14 protein-coding genes are annotated in these 16,208 nt (G+C 40.6%); 8 read left to right on the top strand and 6 right to left on the bottom strand.

All coding sequences use genetic code 11. The annotated features are described in order from the left end of the window. Positions 1 to 5 precede the first annotated feature (5 nt). The 5 genes from ispG to der all read left to right on the top strand — a co-directional run bounded on the left by ispG (position 6) and on the right by der (position 5,930). The gene (gene ispG, locus DC53_RS16155; protein WP_008139556.1) at positions 6 to 1,124 is read left to right on the top strand and encodes a flavodoxin-dependent (E)-4-hydroxy-3-methylbut-2-enyl-diphosphate synthase; all 1,119 of its coding nucleotides are present in this window, start codon (positions 6 to 8) and stop codon (positions 1,122 to 1,124) included. Between the two features lie 136 nt (positions 1,125 to 1,260). Continuing rightward, positions 1,261 to 2,541 carry a histidine--tRNA ligase gene (hisS, locus tag DC53_RS16160; protein WP_033028692.1) on the top strand — a complete coding sequence of 427 codons (1,281 nt, stop codon included), beginning with the start codon at positions 1,261 to 1,263 and terminating at the stop codon, positions 2,539 to 2,541. A 19-nt stretch (positions 2,542 to 2,560) separates the two neighbouring features. Continuing rightward, positions 2,561 to 3,181 carry a YfgM family protein gene (locus tag DC53_RS16165; RefSeq protein WP_033028691.1) on the top strand — a complete coding sequence of 207 codons (621 nt, stop codon included), beginning with the start codon at positions 2,561 to 2,563 and terminating at the stop codon, positions 3,179 to 3,181. A gap of 10 nt (positions 3,182 to 3,191) precedes the next feature. Continuing rightward, positions 3,192 to 4,370 carry an outer membrane protein assembly factor BamB gene (bamB, locus tag DC53_RS16170; RefSeq protein WP_008139563.1) on the top strand — a complete coding sequence of 393 codons (1,179 nt, stop codon included), beginning with the start codon at positions 3,192 to 3,194 and terminating at the stop codon, positions 4,368 to 4,370. A 93-nt stretch (positions 4,371 to 4,463) separates the two neighbouring features. Further along, complete coding sequence (der, locus tag DC53_RS16175; RefSeq protein ID WP_033017497.1) at positions 4,464 to 5,930, top strand: ribosome biogenesis GTPase Der; 1,467 nt, start codon at positions 4,464 to 4,466, stop codon at positions 5,928 to 5,930. Positions 5,931 to 6,010: 80 nt separating this feature from the next. Here der and DC53_RS16180 read toward each other — a convergent pair whose 3' ends face one another. Then, entirely contained in the window at positions 6,011 to 6,514 is a 504-nt protein-coding gene (locus DC53_RS16180) for a TFIIB-type zinc ribbon-containing protein (RefSeq protein WP_033028690.1), read from the bottom strand. Between the two features lie 40 nt (positions 6,515 to 6,554). After that, on the bottom strand, positions 6,555 to 7,142 hold the full coding sequence (locus tag DC53_RS16185; protein WP_081824539.1) for a DUF4202 domain-containing protein: 588 nt from the start codon (positions 7,140 to 7,142) through the stop codon (positions 6,555 to 6,557). Between the two features lie 226 nt (positions 7,143 to 7,368). Here DC53_RS16185 and DC53_RS16190 point away from each other — a divergent pair, with 226 nt between their 5' ends. Then, on the top strand, positions 7,369 to 9,096 hold the full coding sequence (locus tag DC53_RS16190) for a DUF885 domain-containing protein (RefSeq protein ID WP_033028688.1): 1,728 nt from the start codon (positions 7,369 to 7,371) through the stop codon (positions 9,094 to 9,096). 119 nt (positions 9,097 to 9,215) lie between these two features. Continuing rightward, on the top strand, positions 9,216 to 10,523 hold the full coding sequence (locus tag DC53_RS16195; protein ID WP_033028687.1) for a DASH family cryptochrome: 1,308 nt from the start codon (positions 9,216 to 9,218) through the stop codon (positions 10,521 to 10,523). A gap of 29 nt (positions 10,524 to 10,552) precedes the next feature. Here the strand turns inward: DC53_RS16195 and DC53_RS16200 are convergent, their stop codons facing one another. Beyond that, complete coding sequence (locus DC53_RS16200) at positions 10,553 to 11,623, bottom strand: YeiH family protein (RefSeq protein ID WP_033028686.1); 1,071 nt, start codon at positions 11,621 to 11,623, stop codon at positions 10,553 to 10,555. 121 nt (positions 11,624 to 11,744) lie between these two features. Here DC53_RS16200 and DC53_RS16205 point away from each other — a divergent pair, with 121 nt between their 5' ends. After that, on the top strand, positions 11,745 to 12,623 hold the full coding sequence (locus tag DC53_RS16205; protein WP_033028684.1) for a LysR family transcriptional regulator: 879 nt from the start codon (positions 11,745 to 11,747) through the stop codon (positions 12,621 to 12,623). Between the two features lie 81 nt (positions 12,624 to 12,704). On the opposite strand, the gene DC53_RS16210 is transcribed toward DC53_RS16205, so the two are convergent. The 3 genes from DC53_RS16210 to DC53_RS16220 all read right to left on the bottom strand — a co-directional run bounded on the left by DC53_RS16210 (position 12,705) and on the right by DC53_RS16220 (position 15,967). Then, positions 12,705 to 13,064: a GFA family protein gene (locus tag DC53_RS16210; protein WP_050484119.1), complete on the bottom strand. Its 360-nt coding sequence runs from the start codon at positions 13,062 to 13,064 to the stop codon at positions 12,705 to 12,707. Positions 13,065 to 13,458: 394 nt separating this feature from the next. Further along, positions 13,459 to 13,917, bottom strand: a complete 459-nt coding sequence (locus DC53_RS16215; protein ID WP_033028683.1) for a thioredoxin family protein — start codon at positions 13,915 to 13,917, stop codon at positions 13,459 to 13,461. A gap of 94 nt (positions 13,918 to 14,011) precedes the next feature. Beyond that, positions 14,012 to 15,967: a hypothetical protein gene (locus DC53_RS16220; protein WP_033028682.1), complete on the bottom strand. Its 1,956-nt coding sequence runs from the start codon at positions 15,965 to 15,967 to the stop codon at positions 14,012 to 14,014. Between the last annotated feature and the right edge of the window lie 241 nt (positions 15,968 to 16,208).

Raw genomic sequence — 16,208 nt, 5'->3', positions numbered from 1 at the left:
TCGCTATGTTTTCAGAATCTCCAATTAAACGCAGAAAATCAACTCGTATCAATGTAGGTAATGTACCTATTGGTGATGGTGCACCGATTGCAGTGCAATCAATGACCAATACCGATACCATGGACGTAGATGCAACCGTGGCACAAATTCAGGCAATACAAGATGCCGGTGCCGACATTGTGCGTGTGTCAGTGCCAACAATGGATGCAGCAGATGCATTTAAAAGTATTAAAGAACAAGTCACTATCCCTTTAGTAGCCGATATTCACTTTGATTACCGTATAGCCTTAAAAGTGGCAAAATACGGCGTGGATTGCCTACGAATAAACCCAGGTAATATAGGCAGCGAAGAACGTATTAGAGCCGTGGTCGATTCAGCTCGCGAGCATAACATTCCTATTCGTATTGGTGTAAATGGCGGCTCACTTGAGCGCGACTTACAAGAAAAATACGGCGAGCCTACACCTGAAGCCTTATTAGAATCAGCAATGCGCCATGTAGATATATTACGCCGTCTTGATTTTGACCAATTTAAAATATCAGTAAAAGCATCAGATGTATTTTTAGCGGTAGGCGCTTATCGCTTACTTGCTAAAGAAATAGACCAACCACTGCATTTAGGTATTACCGAAGCGGGCGGAATGCGCTCAGGCTCGGTTAAATCCGCAGTAGGTTTAGGTATGCTACTTGCTGAAGGCATTGGCGACACACTACGAGTATCACTTGCAGCCGACCCAGTACAAGAAATCAAAGTCGGCTTTGATATTTTAAAATCGCTGCGTATACGCTCACGCGGTATTAACTTTATTGCCTGCCCTAGCTGCTCACGCCAAGAGTTTGATGTAGTTAGCACCATGAACCAGCTTGAAGAGCGTTTAGAGGATATTATTGAGCCTGTATCGGTTTCGGTAATTGGTTGTGTTGTAAATGGCCCAGGTGAAGCACTCGTTAGTGATATAGGTCTTGCGGGTGCAAACCGTCGCTCTGGCTTATATATTAATGGCGAGCGTCAAAAAGCACGTATCGATAACAATAATATTGTTGAACAACTCGAAGGTTATGTACGTGACTTTATAGCCCAAAAGCAAAACCAAACACCTATCGATATAAAAATAGTCGAATAAATACCGTATTTAGCGGCAGACAACGCTGTTTGCCGTTTACCTTTATAGCTAAAACGCTATAATGTCAGGTCAATTTTTAGCATTCTTGTTGTGTAAGCATTTTTTATTACACATAAACAGCATTTAGGATTTATCAGTGGCAAAACAAATTCAGGCAGTTCGCGGTATGAACGATTGTCTGCCAGGCGACACACAAGTTTGGCAGAAAGTAGAAAGCATTTTACGCGAGACAGTAGCATCGTTCGGTTATCAAGAAATTCGTTTTCCTATTGTAGAATCAACCGACTTATTTAAACGCTCTATTGGTGAAGTAACCGATATAGTAGAAAAAGAAATGTACACCTTTGCAGATCGCAATGGTGACTTATTAACACTGCGCCCTGAAGGCACCGCTGTATGTGTGCGCGCAGGTAACGAAAATGGATTGTTATATAACCAAGAGCAGCGTCTTTGGTATATGGGACCAATGTTTCGCCATGAACGTCCGCAAAAAGGTCGTTACCGCCAGTTTCACCAATTTGGTTTAGAAACATTTGGTATTGCCACAGCCGATATAGATGCCGAAGTTATTTTATTAACAGCGCAACTATGGGAAGCATTTGGTATTACTGAGCACGTACGCTTAGAGCTTAACTCATTAGGATCTAACGAAGCGCGCGCCGATTACCGTGATGCATTAGTAGCTTACCTTGAACAACACATAGATGTGCTGGATGAAGATTCAAAACGTCGTATGTATTCAAACCCATTACGCGTACTTGATAGCAAAAACCCAGATGTACAAGCCATATTAACCGACGCACCTAGATTATCTGAGCACCTAGATGTTGAATCAAAAGAACATTTTAAAAATTTATGTGAACGTTTAGACGCTGCAGGCGTCTCATACACGGTTAATGAAAAATTAGTACGTGGTTTAGACTACTACAACCGTACCGTATTTGAATGGGTAACCGACAGTTTAGGCGCACAAGGCACTGTTTGTGCAGGCGGTCGTTACGATGGTTTAGTTGAGCAACTAGGTGGTAAAGCAACCCCAGCGGTTGGTTTTGCAATGGGCCTAGAACGTTTAGTATTATTGCTACAGGCTATTGAGTGTGTGGGTGACATTCGTCGCAATGCTGATGTATATTTAGCAGCGATGGGCGACAAAGCAAGTATTCAAGCACCTATTATTGCCTCTGAACTACGTCGTGACGTAGCCGGTTTACGTGTTATGGTACATGCTGGCGGCGGTAACTTTAAAAAACAATTAAAACGTGCTGATAAAAGCGATGCACTTGTTGCTGTTATTATCGGTGAAGATGAATTAGAAAAAGGCGTTGTGACTATAAAGTATTTACGTGAACGTAAAGAACAAGTCACACTAGAATTAGAACAAGCTAAAACGCTATTAGCTGAGCTTATTAACGGCTAAGCTGACATTAGAGGTAAACATGGATATACATTCAACAGAAGAAGAACAAGCAGAAGCCATTAAACGTTTTTTCCGTGAAAACGGCGTTTCACTTGCACTAGGTATAGTTGTTGGCTTGGGTGGTTTGTATGGCTGGAAAGCGTATAACCAAAACCAAATCACAACAGCTGAGAAAGCATCAAACTCTTTCACTAAGCTTGTTGAAGGTGATGATGTATTATCTTCAGCAGATACGTTTATCAGCGAAAATAAAGACACAAACTACGCAACATTAGCCGCATTTGTTGCTGCTAAAGATGCTGTAGATGCGCAAAAGTTAGATGTAGCAAGCGAAAAACTGAGTTGGATCGTATCTAATGTGCAAAATGCAGAACTAAAAGCAATTGCTATTACACGCTTAGCCCGCATTCAAATTGCACAAACTAAATATGACGATGCATTAAATACATTAAATGCACCATTACCAGAAGCATTTAACGCAAACGTTGCCGAGCTTAAAGGCGATATTTACGCTCAGCAAGGTAATAAAGATCATGCTCGCACTGCTTATCAAGCAGCTGTAGATGCAGGTGGATTAACCAGTAACCCACTATTACAAGTTAAGTTAGATGACCTAGCAGTAACTAGCCCAGCGGCTTAAGGTTTTAGGCATGAGAAAATTAACGACTGCAACCCTTGCCCTATGTATGGCAACACTGATGGGTTGTTCATCAAGTGATGATGAAGACGAACTAGTACTTCCTGAAATTGTAAACCAGTTTGAAACTGACGTTGTTTGGCAAGAATCAGTTGGTGACGGTGTAGAGCATTATTTCTCTCGACTAACGCCTGCTATTTATAAAGATACTGTATACGTTGCTAGCCGTGAAGGCCAAGTTGAAGCACTTTCGCTTACGAATGGCGACACAAAATGGGAAACTGACGTGCGTCAGGATTTATCATTTTGGCCATGGAGTGACAACGGTACAGCAAAATTATCAGGCGGTATTTTACAAGCTTATGGTAAGATTTATATTGGCTCTGAACATGGCTTCATTATAGCCCTTGACCGTGAAACAGGTGAAGAAGTTTGGCGTAAAAATGTACCTGGTGAATCGCTATCAAAACCAACTGCTGGCGATGGCTTAGTTTTTGTTAATTTAGCGTCTGGTAAATTATTAGCGTTACACCCAGATACAGGTGAGCAGCGTTGGAGCTTTGAACAAGAAGTACCGCCGCTAACATTGCGCGGACAAAGCTCGCCAACCGTTGCTAACGGTGGTGTATTAGTTGGCCTTGAAACAGGCAAGTTAAACGTTTTGATTTCAGAAAGTGGTTACTCAGCATGGAGCGCAGAAATAGCGGTAGCTAAAGGTGCATCAGAGTTTGAACGCCTAGTTGACGTAGATACTCAACCACTTATTAGCGGCCCATACGCATATGCTATTGCTTATAATGGTAACTTAGCCGCTATTGATATTCGCTCAGGTAATATTGTCTGGAAACGTGAATACAGTAGCTACCGCGATATTGCAATGGACGCACAAAGTATTTATGTAGTAGATAGCGATGGTGTTATTTACGCATTGGATAAAGATTCAGGTATTGAACGTTGGAGCCAACCCGCTCTACGTGGTTGGTACTTAACAGGCCCTACAGTTGCGGGTAGCCATTTAGCTATAGGCGACCAAGAAGGTAACCTGCATTGGTTAAATAAAGAAACTGGCGAGCTAGTATCTCGTGAAGACTTTGACAGTTCAGGATTTTTTATTGAGCCTGTTGTTGCCGACGATAAACTGATTTTATACACCCGTGATGGTGAAGTTAGTGCGGTTAAAATACCGAACTAACTTACTACTATTAGTATAACCTGCTAATAGTTAATTATTTTTTGTAAGGCTTCGCACTGCGAAGCCTTTTGTTGTTTTTTAAAGAGGTAGTTTATGCTTCCCGTGATCGCTCTAGTTGGGCGACCCAATGTGGGCAAGTCCACATTATTTAACCGTTTAACACGTACTCGTGATGCGCTCGTAGCCGATTTCCCTGGTTTAACACGAGATAGAAAATATGGCCAAGCTAGTTATGATGGCTATGAATTTATCGTGGTAGATACGGGTGGTATTGATGGCTCAGAAGAAGGCATCGAAATCGAAATGGCAGATCAATCTCTGCTAGCCATTGAAGAAGCCGACATTGTTCTGTTTTTAGTAGATGCTCGTGTAGGTATGACCGTAGCTGACCAAGCAATTGCTAATCACTTACGCAAGCAAGATAAAAAGTGTTTTGTTGTTGCCAACAAAACCGATGGTATTGATGCAGATTCAAACTGTGCTGAATTTTACCAATTATCATTAGGTGAAATTCATCATATTGCGGCATCCCATGGTCGTGGTATTACGTTATTACTTGAGCAAACACTTCAGCCGCTTATTGCTGAATTAGCTGCACAAGACGAAGACGTAACAGGCGATGACGAAGAGCTTATTAATCTTTACGAAGAAGATGAAGACAGCGACACCGATCACCAGGCATTTGCAGACAAACCTGTAAAGCTTGCCATTATTGGTCGCCCTAATGTTGGTAAGTCTACACTTACTAACCGAATACTCGGTGAAGAACGCGTAATTGTATACGATATGCCTGGTACAACACGTGACTCTATCTACATTCCGATGACGCGAAATGAAAAAGAATATGTGTTAATTGACACAGCCGGTGTTCGCAAACGTAAAAAAGTAAGCGACGTAGTTGAGAAGTTCTCTGTAATTAAAACGCTTCAAGCAATCGAAGACTGTAACGTTGTGTTATTGATTGTTGATGCTCGCGATGGTATTTCAGATCAAGATTTAAGCTTATTAGGCTTTGCTCTTAACTCAGGTCGTTCATTGGTAATTGCAGTGAACAAATGGGATGGCTTAGACGATTATGTTAAAGATCGTATTAAATCAGAGCTCGATCGCCGTTTAGGCTTTATTGACTTTGCACGCCTACACTTTATATCTGCACTACACGGTACAGGTGTTGGTCATTTATTCGAGTCTGTTGACGAAGCGTATGAATCAGCGACTAAACGTATAAGTACTGCAATGTTGCGTCGTATTATGGACATGGCTCAAGCCGATCACCAGCCGCCACTTGTTCGTGGTCGTCGTGTTAAGCTCAAATATGCGCATGCCGGTGGTTATAACCCACCACGTATTGTTATTCACGGTAACCAAGTTAAAGATTTACCAGATAGTTATAAACGCTACCTGATGAACTACTACCGTAAAGCGCTTAAAATTATGGGCACCCCAATCAAAATTGAATTTAGAGAAGGTGAAAACCCATTTGCTGGTCGTGTTAATAAAGTAACACTGTCGCAAAAGCGTAAAATACGTGCATTTGCTAAAGAAAATCGTAATAAATAAATTCGTTAAAAATTAGTTTATTGTAATAAAAACGGCGTACTTTTTAGTACGCCGTTTTTGTTTTAATATGTTATTAACAGTCACAAACCAAGTAAAGCTAAGCGAACCAAGTTCTCAACGGTGGTTTCATGCGCACTTTTATTTTTATTAGTTGGCGTAAACCTAGAAGTAGGTGATTTAATAGTTATAAACCCATGATTGGTTGCCATTTCATGAGCTAATAGCTTACGCTCTTTGGGTGTTAAGTGGTTTTCGTGTATTTTTGCCAGCTCGCCACTATCAAGCCATATTCCTGCACAGCCTGGGCATTCATCTATTTCGACGGCCTTTACTGGCGAAAAATACCTGCGCATCATTACAATTTTTTTGCACTTTGGGCAATTAATTCGTAGCGATACATCGTATTCACTCTCGCTATGTTCACTCAAATGCTTTAGCAACACCTGACCGTGCTTTAGCTCTGGCGAGCTAAATTTAAAAATTTGGCTGTTATCAAAAAATACGCCGCCTTGCGCTGAAGTGTAAACAGTAATACCGCCAATTAATAACGGCTCAAGAGAGGCATTTGTACGTGGGCAATGCATTTAAAACTCCTTTTTATTTTAATACTTAACTTATACTACTTTACTCAAGCGCTTTATGAATAAGCCCAACAAGTGGTGCGGGTAATGTAATATTACTTGCAAGTACAAACTCATGCGCTTCATCTGACATTTTTTGCCAAGTACGACGAATTATACCAATCCACTTTTCCTCATTGTAATCTGGTTTTGCATTGGCAAATCCAAGCATATAATGTTCAATAAACACCAAACTAGCCACATTTTCAACAAGCTGGCTGTCTGGATTACGTTTAATATTCTTTTTAGCGACCGCATCGTACACTCGGTTTTGCTCAGCTTCATCGTAACCAGCTTGCTTCATGAGCGCAACAACACTGCTAGCATGAAATATATAAAGTGCACTGCGCCATTGATGATAGCCCTGCTTATTCATTTCAAAGTCACTACGTGGCGACTTCCAGCGTTGTATATGCTGCCCGCGCACTGCAATTTGCATGAGTTCATCGGCATCTGGTTTAAAACGAGTTAACATTTCGCTCATGCGCAAGGCGTATAAACTTTCTTTAGGAAAGCGTTGTCCATTGTGCTGTTCACTATTTGGGTCTTGGTTATTAGCTTCATCAATTAAGGTAATTACTTTATTAAACATGACGGTCATTTTTTATAATAAGTTTTAATCATTCTAAACGCTGATAAAACAATAAACTAGTACGCCAATCAGTTACGCAGTGAAATTTGTTCAATCAAAAGTAAAACTTAGAGGTACTGGTTATAAAAGTAAGCGCATTGATTAAGTTAACTTGGTACTATATTGAGCACAAATTAAAATAAAAAAGCGCGATAAATAATAACTAACTCGCCAATAACGGATGACTATGTTTAAAAAAAGTATTCTAGCTATATGCTTAGCGGTTGCATCGCTACCAAGCTTAGCCGACAGTAACACTGATTTAAAAACCATTATTGATAACCACTGGCAAAACGCTAAAGCTGAAAAAATATTTTTTCGTACCGATCCAGATGGCTGGAAGCCAAACGGTACATTGCCAAATTGGAGCGAGCAAGCCATTGCAAAGCGCCAAGCTTATAACAACAGCGTACTAAAAAGCTTAGCCAGCATTGACCCAAAAACGCTCAACAACGAGCAGCTAATGAACTACCGCTTATTTAAATATGAGCGAGAAACAGAGCAGCAAAGCTACCTTTATCAAGATAAGTATTTTCCGGTTAATTTTTTAAGTGGCTGGCATACTTATTTTGCCGAAGCACCGGCTAATATGGCATTTTTAACACCCGACGATTACAACGCATTTTTAATCAGCCTTGCCGACTACCCTCGATTTAATCAGCAAAATATTGATTTAATGAAAGAAGGTATAAAAACAGGCTTTACTCATTACTGCAAAACCTTTGAAAATTACAGCCAAAGCATTAGCGCGCATATTGTTAAGCAACCTGAAAACAGTGCCCTTTACGAGCCCTTTACACGTATACCAAAAACGTTTACTGCAGAGCAAAAAGCCACATACCAAAATAAAGCAAAGGCCTTAATCAGCTCAAAAGTAGTCCCTGCTTATCAGCATTTTTACGACTTTTTTGAAAACGATTACATGCCTAACTGTAGAGCCCAGCCGGGTATTGCAAGCGTTAAAGGCGGGCTTGAGTATTACAAATATGCAGTTAATTACTACACCACAACCAATGCCACACCAAAGAAAATTCATGAGCTTGGCTTAAAAGAAGTCGCGCGTATTAAAGCGCAAATGCAAAGCATTATTGATAAAGTAGGTTTTGATGGCACATACAGCGATTTTTTAGAATTTTTAGCAACCGATGAGCAATTTTACGCAAAAGACGCGCAAGACTTGCTAGAAAAAACCGCTTTTATAACGCAAAAAATGTATGGAAAATTACCAACCTACTTTAATCATTTACCGCGTAACACCTTTACTATTAAAGGCTCAGCGAGTCGTGGTGCGTTTTATATGCCACCTGCTGATAACCGCTCCCCTGGCACTTACTTTTTGGCCTCAACACCTAAGCTACAGCCTTTGTATAATTTAGAAGCACTAAGCCTTCACGAGGCAATACCAGGGCACCATTTACAAAACGCCATTGCAATGGAGTTAAATGTACCCCAGTTTAGACGCACACTTAGCCACTCAGCATTTGGCGAAGGCTGGGCACTATACACCGAACGTTTAGGAAAAGAAGCCGGCTTTTATCAAAGCCCCTACAGCGACTTTGGTCGTTTAGGTTACGAAATGTGGCGTGCAGTGAGGCTTGTTGTTGATACCGGTATTCATGCGTTTGGTTGGAGCCGCCAAAAGGCTATTGACTACTTGGCAGATCACACTGCTTTGCCACAAAGTGCGGTGGAGGATCAAATAGATCGTTATATTTCATGGCCAGGCCAAGCGCTTTCGTACAAAATGGGCGAAATAAAAATACGCGAACTGCGTGCAAAAGCCGAAAAAGAGCTCGGTGCTAAGTTTGATATACGCAGCTTTCACGACACCGTTATTGGCCAAGGCTCGCTGCCTATGTCGGTACTTGAAGATGTAATAAACGATTGGATAGCAGAGCAAAAATCAGCTATTTAACATTAAAGGAGGCGGTATTATTTGCCGCCTCTTTTTAAAACCCTCTTAAACACCTCAAAACTAATCCCTACCCGCTTTTGCTTCGTAAAGTTAATGATTACAAAAACCTGAGCTAACCTATGAGCAAACGCATTTTATATTGGCTACAAAACGATTTACGTCTAACCGACAATGCTATTTTTAGTGACCTTGTGTCGCAGCAATGCGCACTAGATATTGTATTTGTTATAAACCCACACTGGTTTAAAAATAATAACTACCAACAAAAGCCATATGGCGTGCACAAACAACAGTTTTTAATGCAAAGCTTGTACGAACTACAACAAGCGCTCATTGAACGCGGGCAAACACTGCACGTACTTGAGGGTGAACCCGTATCGCTTTTGAAAGCGCGTATAAATGAGCAAAATATAGATGAAGTTGTATACAGCGAGCAATTTGGTGTGTACGAGCAACGCCAAATAAACTTACTCAAATCACATTGCCCTAATACTAAATTTACAGGGTCGCAGCAAGACACACTCTATAAACAAAGTGACCTACCGTTTGATTTAAGCGAATTACCTAAACACTTTACCCCGTTTCGTAAAAAGGTAGAGGCCGCCACTAGCCCCATTTCACTTTCAACATTACCAAACGGTTCGCTCCCTCAGCCAATAACCTTGTGCGCTAAAAAACCTTTAGAGCGTATAGCAAATAATGGTGTAATGCATGGCGGGTTTAAAAGTGCGCAAACACACTTAGAGCAATACTTTTCAGGCTTGCTGCCAAGTACTTATAAAATAACTCGAAACGAGCTTGATGGCTTTAATAACACCACAAAATTTAGTACCTGGCTTGCTTTTGGGTGTGTAAGTGCGCGGCAAGTTTATAAAGCAGTTGAGGCGTACGAACAAAGCTATATAACAAACGAGTCTACCTACTGGATTAAATTTGAATTGCTATGGCGAGAATATTTTAAATGGCATGCACTTAAGGCAGGTAAAAGCCTGTTTAGCTTTAAAGGCCAAAAGCAAACCAAACCCCTCACTACATTTATGCCAAGCCGATTTGCTGCATGGTGTAATGGCGCAACACCCTACCCATTAGTCAATGCCATTATGAATGAGCTTAACGCTACGGGTTATATATCAAATAGAGCAAGGCAAATTGCAGCAAGCTGCTTAGTGAACGAGCTTGGCCTTGATTGGCGCTATGGGGCAGCTTATTTTGAACAGCAACTGATTGATTACGATGTAGCCGCTAATTGGGGTAATTGGCAATATATAGCAGGTGTAGGCGTAGATCCGCGTGGTGGTAGGCACTTCAATATTGAAAAACAAACGTTACAGTTTGACCCGCACGCTGTTTACACTAATAAATGGCAAGGTAATAAAAATGCAAGTACACAACTCGATAACTTAAACGAAGTTGATTGGCCAATTTAAGCCGCCAATCAACTTTTACAAAGTAACGTTTAAAACAGCTCAGCAATGCCTATATTAATAGCGTAACCACCCAATGTTAAAAACAAAAATAAACACAGCGCCAGTAACAGCGGTTTAATACCCGCTTGGCGAATTGCCCCTACATGTGTACGTAAGCCTAAAGCCACCATCGCAATGGTGAGTAATATATTATCAAACCAAACAACTGCGCTTGTAGCCACTTGAGGAATAACTGATAGCGAATGTACACCACTTGCCACAATAAATAACACCGCAAACCAAGGGATCGTAATACCTGCTTTTTGCTCGCCGCCATGCTCGTTATTGTTTGTTTTAGCATGCTTTTTACTTTGCCAAAACGATAAGCCCACTAAAAATGGCGCAAGCATCATCACCCTTAGCATTTTTTCTATAACAGCGGTATCTGCAGCATTGGCGCTTACAGCAGTGCCCGCTGCAACCACTTGCGCTACTTCATGAATAGTTGAGCCTACAAAAATACCGTAAGCGTGTTCACTCAGCCCCATGTAATCAAACATAATTGGGTAGGCGAACATGCTTAACGTGCCAAACACCACCACCGTTGCCACCGCTACCGATACTTTATGCGCCTGCGCTTTTATAACTGGCTCAGTTGCCATAACCGCAGCGGCACCACAAATAGAGCTACCTGCGCCAATTAATATGGTTGTTTGTTCATCAAGCTTAAATACGCGCTTACCTAACTGCACTGCCAAAATAAATGTACCTAACAGCATTACAACATCGGTTAATAAGCCTTCCCAGCCCACGCCCGCTACTTGCGCAAAGGTAATTCTAAACCCAAACAACACAACCCCCGCTTTAAGCAATATACTTTTAGCGTAATCAACACCAACATCGGTTTGCGTAGCAATGCGCGAAAACACACTGTTACCCACAATAATGCCAAGCACAATACCAATCGTTAAAGAGCTAAACTGGGCACTTTGCATTACGGGTAACTTACTTAATGCAATAGATGCTCCCGCCAAAACAGCCACCAGCAGCATACCTAACCACCAGCGCGTATCGCCGTATTGCTTAGTATTAATACCCAAATTTTTAATAGCGCTAAGCATAATATTCTCTCAATTGAACAACGTTAAACTGTTGACTTCATTTTAAGAAAGCGCAAAATATAACTCCAATACATTAAAATCATGATTCGATAACTTAAAGTTATGTAATTTGAGAGACACAATGAACTTGCATGCACTTCGGGTGTTTTATACGGTAGCAAAGCTTGGTAGTTTTTCAGGCGCAGCCGAGGCGCTTTTTATAAGCCAACCGGCTGTATCTAAAGCGCTAAAAGAGCTTGAGCACCAATTAAATATTCAACTTATAGAGCGTGCATCTAAAGGCAAAAAACTTACCTTAAGCGAGGGCGGCCAAGCCTTGTATGATCATGCACGTAGCATTTTTTCCATTGAAAAAGCCGCCATTGAAGATATTAAATCACGCACAGGGCTTAAGCGTGGCACGCTCGTTATAGGCACCAGCACCACCATTGCCAGTTATTGGCTACCGCCCTACTTAGCTAAGTTTTGCGCGCAGTACCCCCATATTAAAGTAGAAGTACAAGTGGCTAATACCGCGCAAATTGAGCTCGCCCTACTAGAATGCACTATCGATTTAGCACTGGTTGAGGGCACACCTACCGAGCCGCATATAATAAGCAAACACTGGCAAAACGATTTAATGAGTGTTGTTATACCCAGTAACTTTAAGCCCACGAAAGACTTAAAAGCATGGTTAAACAATCAATTTTGGCTACTGCGCGAGCCGGGCTCTGGCACGTTAGAAATGTCGGTAAAGTTATTAGCCCAACATGGCGTACAAGCAGAGCAAAGTATGCAATTAGGCAGCAACGAAGCCATAGCAAGGGCCGTCGCTCAAGGTATGGGCGTGGCTTTATTGCCAAATGTAGTTACTGAGGATTTAGTGCAGTTAGGTAAATTAACGCGCCTGAGCCAAAAAAATAACGAGCAACTCTCTCGGCCACTTTATCAACTGCATTATAAAGACAGGCCGTCTTCACATGCCGCACAAGCATTCGAAAAAAGCCTGTTTAGTGAATAATGTTTATATCAATAAGTGTATACGCGATTTGTAAGTCGCGTATATGCGATTATTGGTAAGCTTAGCCTCTTGTTGAGTGCTTTATTGCTCGATATATTTAAATGTATTCGCACCATCAAAATATCTGATATTTACTGCTTTAATAATATCTGAGTTTACCATTCTGGCATTTATTGCAACTCTATTTGTACCATTATCTCGTTTTTGAGTGTAATGAGTGGTGCAACCACAAAACGAGCACGAGTGATACGAACGTAGTTTATTACCCCATAGATATACAGCATTATTTGATTCTTGTTTTATTACTACTTGATTCGCTGTGTAATATACCCACAAAGCTGCAATACGATAACATATGGAACAATTACAACTGGTTACTGATTTCGGTAATTTTTTTGTGGTTATTGCTATATTTCCACAATGGCAAGTTGCTTCGATCATGTAGCCTCCTTGGACAGTTAACACTTTAGTATTTACACAACACGCAGTTTATGTTGCATAATCGCTTATTGAACTAACAAAACTAGACCGCCACTAAGCAGGTTTAACTGGAGATCATCCTAATATTGTTCAGCCTCTATCTAGGGTCTTATATGGACTCCCCGTAAATGTCAAAAAGAAAAAGTTAAAATAAATTTAGATGCTAGCTTATATGCGGGCTCAAATTATTTAAACAGGACAGCCACTCTAATTGAACAGACAAAAAATCTCCTAGATTCTAATTGGAAGTGCACCACCCACACATTAATGTATTAATAAACTATTTATTGCAGCTCACCATCTAACTTATAAACAGATTAGCTAAACCGACAAGCTCTAATATACATAGCTCTATTTATAAGTCCTGCGTTAAATCTTGCGCTAATGTTCCCGTTGGCTTTTCAATTACGCGAACTAACTCTTTGCCATTTTGTTTAACAATAAACGTAGGTGTGTATTGCAAGTCGTGAGCCTCTGCAATGCCTGCATCGTCTTGCTTGTTGTAACCTACGGCCACATAGTCAATGCTTGCAAGTTGTACTTTCGATGCATCAAGTAACTTAATGAGTTTTGGCACTTCGCGCTCACTGTCGTGGCACCACGTGCCGAACAATACAATAAGCTCTTTACCTGCTAATTTTTGCATTAGCGCTATATCTTGCGCCGTTGGCGTAAACACTTTGTATTGTTCGTTAAATTTATCGTAGTCGCTTAGCAGTGCTTGCGTACTTATCTCGCCCGAAAATGGCGCCGTAGCAGCGTAGCTTACAAGCGGCATGCTTAAAGCGCACAGTAAAATTAATTGTTTAAACATAAGGTACTCTTTAATTGGGTATTTAATTAAGTATTAAATTAGGTATTAAACGACTATACCCAATATTGAGTGTGGAGTGAACAACTCAAAACCGTTACTTTTTATCCATAAAAAAGTTAACTTGCGATAAGTTAGTTAAATATTCTCGCCTTACGTTTTTATTCTCAGCTAGCTTATCTAAGTCACCAATTAAGGTAACTAGTTTATTATGAGAATGGCTGCTTGTTTTTTTAAACTCGTCTTGCTTTTCGTCGCTCTCAACACGCTCTTTTTTATTCATGTTGTAGCTGTTTTCGTTTTCTTCAAGCCAAATATCGTCAATTAAGCGAATGTCGCTTTTACTAACAGTTTGCTCTTGCATCGCCATTTGTAGCTCGTATTGATTAGTTTGCGGATTAAACTCAAACATTTTTGTATCAACATCAACCTCGTGAGACTGATCAAGCCCCACAAGCTCTTTATTTTTAACGGCGGTGTTTACGTTATAACTCTCTTCTTTGTCGTAATAATCAGGGCGACTGTATTGATAATCAAAGTGGCTACTTACATTTTTACTTTGCGTTACACCGCTAAGTTCCCCTAATTGGGCTTGTTCAGTCGCTTGGCTTAGCTCAATTGTACTTTTAGGTTGATAGTCGCCATTATCCAGCGCATAAGAAAATGTAGCATCAAAATCAGCGAGCTTAGAAATACCCGCTCCTAATGTATTTGGCGCCTTATTACCAAGCCCTTGGTAACGGGCATCGTTTGTAATCATGTTATCAACCAAATCAGCAACCATGGCGCGCCCGTCATTAAAGTGCTGTTCTGCAAGTGACTCCAAATTGCTATAACGCTCAGCCGCTGATGACATACTCGCAAAAGCGCCTTTAAACAATGCAAAACCTTGTTGCATTGCCTCATCGCCACTTTTACCAAATGCCGATGTTTTATCATCTTCAGTACTGTTTACTCGGCTATCTTCTAGGCTTTGATCGAGCGACGCTAAATACTGCTGCATTTGCTGCGTGTCTTTAGCGCCAATGGTAGACATATCGAGTGCAAAATCAATGTCGTTTTGCCCACCTGCGGCCTTAAACACAAACGCTTGCTGATTTTTCGTTTCATCAATGGAGTAACTTAAATCAAGCGTGTTTTCGCCTGTATCAAGCGCATCATTTTGCGTTGTTGAAAACGACACATTAAAACCGGTTAACTGCTCACTATTAAAGCCCGCTAAAAAATCTAAGCTCGTATCTGTTTGATTTGGCACTATAAGAGGGTTGAATGAATTTTCACTCACTTTAAAAAATTCATCGGCCATTTCGCCAACACCCGCCATAACCTGCGTTAAAGCGCCATGTTCAGCCTCAGATAAATTGCCATTAACTTCGTAACTTATGCCAAAGCCATCTATCGCTTCACCTGTTTTTTCGTCATAACCTTGTGACGAATTAAAAGTGATATTTATAACATCACCTTCTTTAGTTTTTACCGAGAGCTCAAACAGGTAGTTATCGTCATCCTCGTATTTTGCGCGATTAAGGCTTTCCATATATGGATTAAGTGAGCGCTCAACACGTTGCTGGCTTGAGGCTAAAAACGTTTTTTGCTCATGTCCAAGCTGACCTAAACTCGATAAAATATCGCTGGTATTAGCATAAGCACCCTGAATATTTTTAACTGATGTATTTAATCGCTCGATTAATTGGGTACTGTTTTCGTTTTTTAATAACCCCTCATGCTGAGAGCTTATTACGGTGCGCAGGGCGAGTTCTTCATCGGAGAGTTTATAGTTAAACGTGCTTGGCGTGCTTGAAATAGTAAATAACGAGGTAAGTTGCTGCTTTAAAACGTCCTCTACATTTTGATTACTGGCTATCGATTCACTGTTTAGCTGGCTTAGTAGCTCATCGGATATTTTTGGCGCGTTAGTTTGCAAATCATTAATAGCTTGAAGATCGCCGCTGGTGTGTAGCGTAGGAGTCACAGAGGTTTGGTTAGTGTTATTAACTGATTGGGCAAGCAAAGTGTTTAAATTAGCCAAACTGCCAAATGCATTATTAACCATGATTATCCCTAATCGCTAAACTCTATTAAGTAATTTATCGGTCGTTTGGTTAAAAGCTTTAGGTTATTTGAACGCTTAAATTTGAGCTCAACAATGAGCAGATTAAATCACAAGATCATGTTTTTATAATTGTTGATTAAAATTCCACTCTGAGTCGAAAATGAGCCTATTTATCCACTTTAGGACTGCATTTATAATGATTTTTAAACAGTTGTACTTGAAAATAACTATTTTCTTCCTT

The organism is Pseudoalteromonas fuliginea, assembly GCF_000690055.1.
GTDB classification, from domain to species: Bacteria; Pseudomonadota; Gammaproteobacteria; order Enterobacterales; family Alteromonadaceae; genus Pseudoalteromonas; species Pseudoalteromonas fuliginea.
This window is presented reverse-complemented; position numbering and strand designations above follow the sequence as displayed.

Bases quoted from the DNA above. Each gene is read 5' to 3' on its own strand.
- DC53_RS16200 (WP_033028686.1), bottom strand. From the start codon at position 11,623: ATGCTTAGCGCTATTAAAAATTTGGGTATTAATACTAAGCAATACGGC.
- DC53_RS16210 (WP_050484119.1), bottom strand. From the start codon at position 13,064: ATGATCGAAGCAACTTGCCATTGTGGAAATATAGCAATAACCACAAAA.
- DC53_RS16215 (WP_033028683.1), bottom strand. From the start codon at position 13,917: ATGTTTAAACAATTAATTTTACTGTGCGCTTTAAGCATGCCGCTTGTA.
- der (WP_033017497.1), top strand. From the start codon at position 4,464: ATGCTTCCCGTGATCGCTCTAGTTGGGCGACCCAATGTGGGCAAGTCC.
- DC53_RS16165 (WP_033028691.1), top strand. From the start codon at position 2,561: ATGGATATACATTCAACAGAAGAAGAACAAGCAGAAGCCATTAAACGT.
- DC53_RS16185 (WP_081824539.1), bottom strand. From the start codon at position 7,142: ATGTTTAATAAAGTAATTACCTTAATTGATGAAGCTAATAACCAAGAC.
- DC53_RS16220 (WP_033028682.1), bottom strand. From the start codon at position 15,967: ATGGTTAATAATGCATTTGGCAGTTTGGCTAATTTAAACACTTTGCTT.
- DC53_RS16205 (WP_033028684.1), top strand. From the start codon at position 11,745: ATGAACTTGCATGCACTTCGGGTGTTTTATACGGTAGCAAAGCTTGGT.
- bamB (WP_008139563.1), top strand. From the start codon at position 3,192: ATGAGAAAATTAACGACTGCAACCCTTGCCCTATGTATGGCAACACTG.
- DC53_RS16180 (WP_033028690.1), bottom strand. From the start codon at position 6,514: ATGCATTGCCCACGTACAAATGCCTCTCTTGAGCCGTTATTAATTGGC.
- ispG (WP_008139556.1), top strand. From the start codon at position 6: ATGTTTTCAGAATCTCCAATTAAACGCAGAAAATCAACTCGTATCAAT.
- DC53_RS16190 (WP_033028688.1), top strand. From the start codon at position 7,369: ATGTTTAAAAAAAGTATTCTAGCTATATGCTTAGCGGTTGCATCGCTA.
- DC53_RS16195 (WP_033028687.1), top strand. From the start codon at position 9,216: ATGAGCAAACGCATTTTATATTGGCTACAAAACGATTTACGTCTAACC.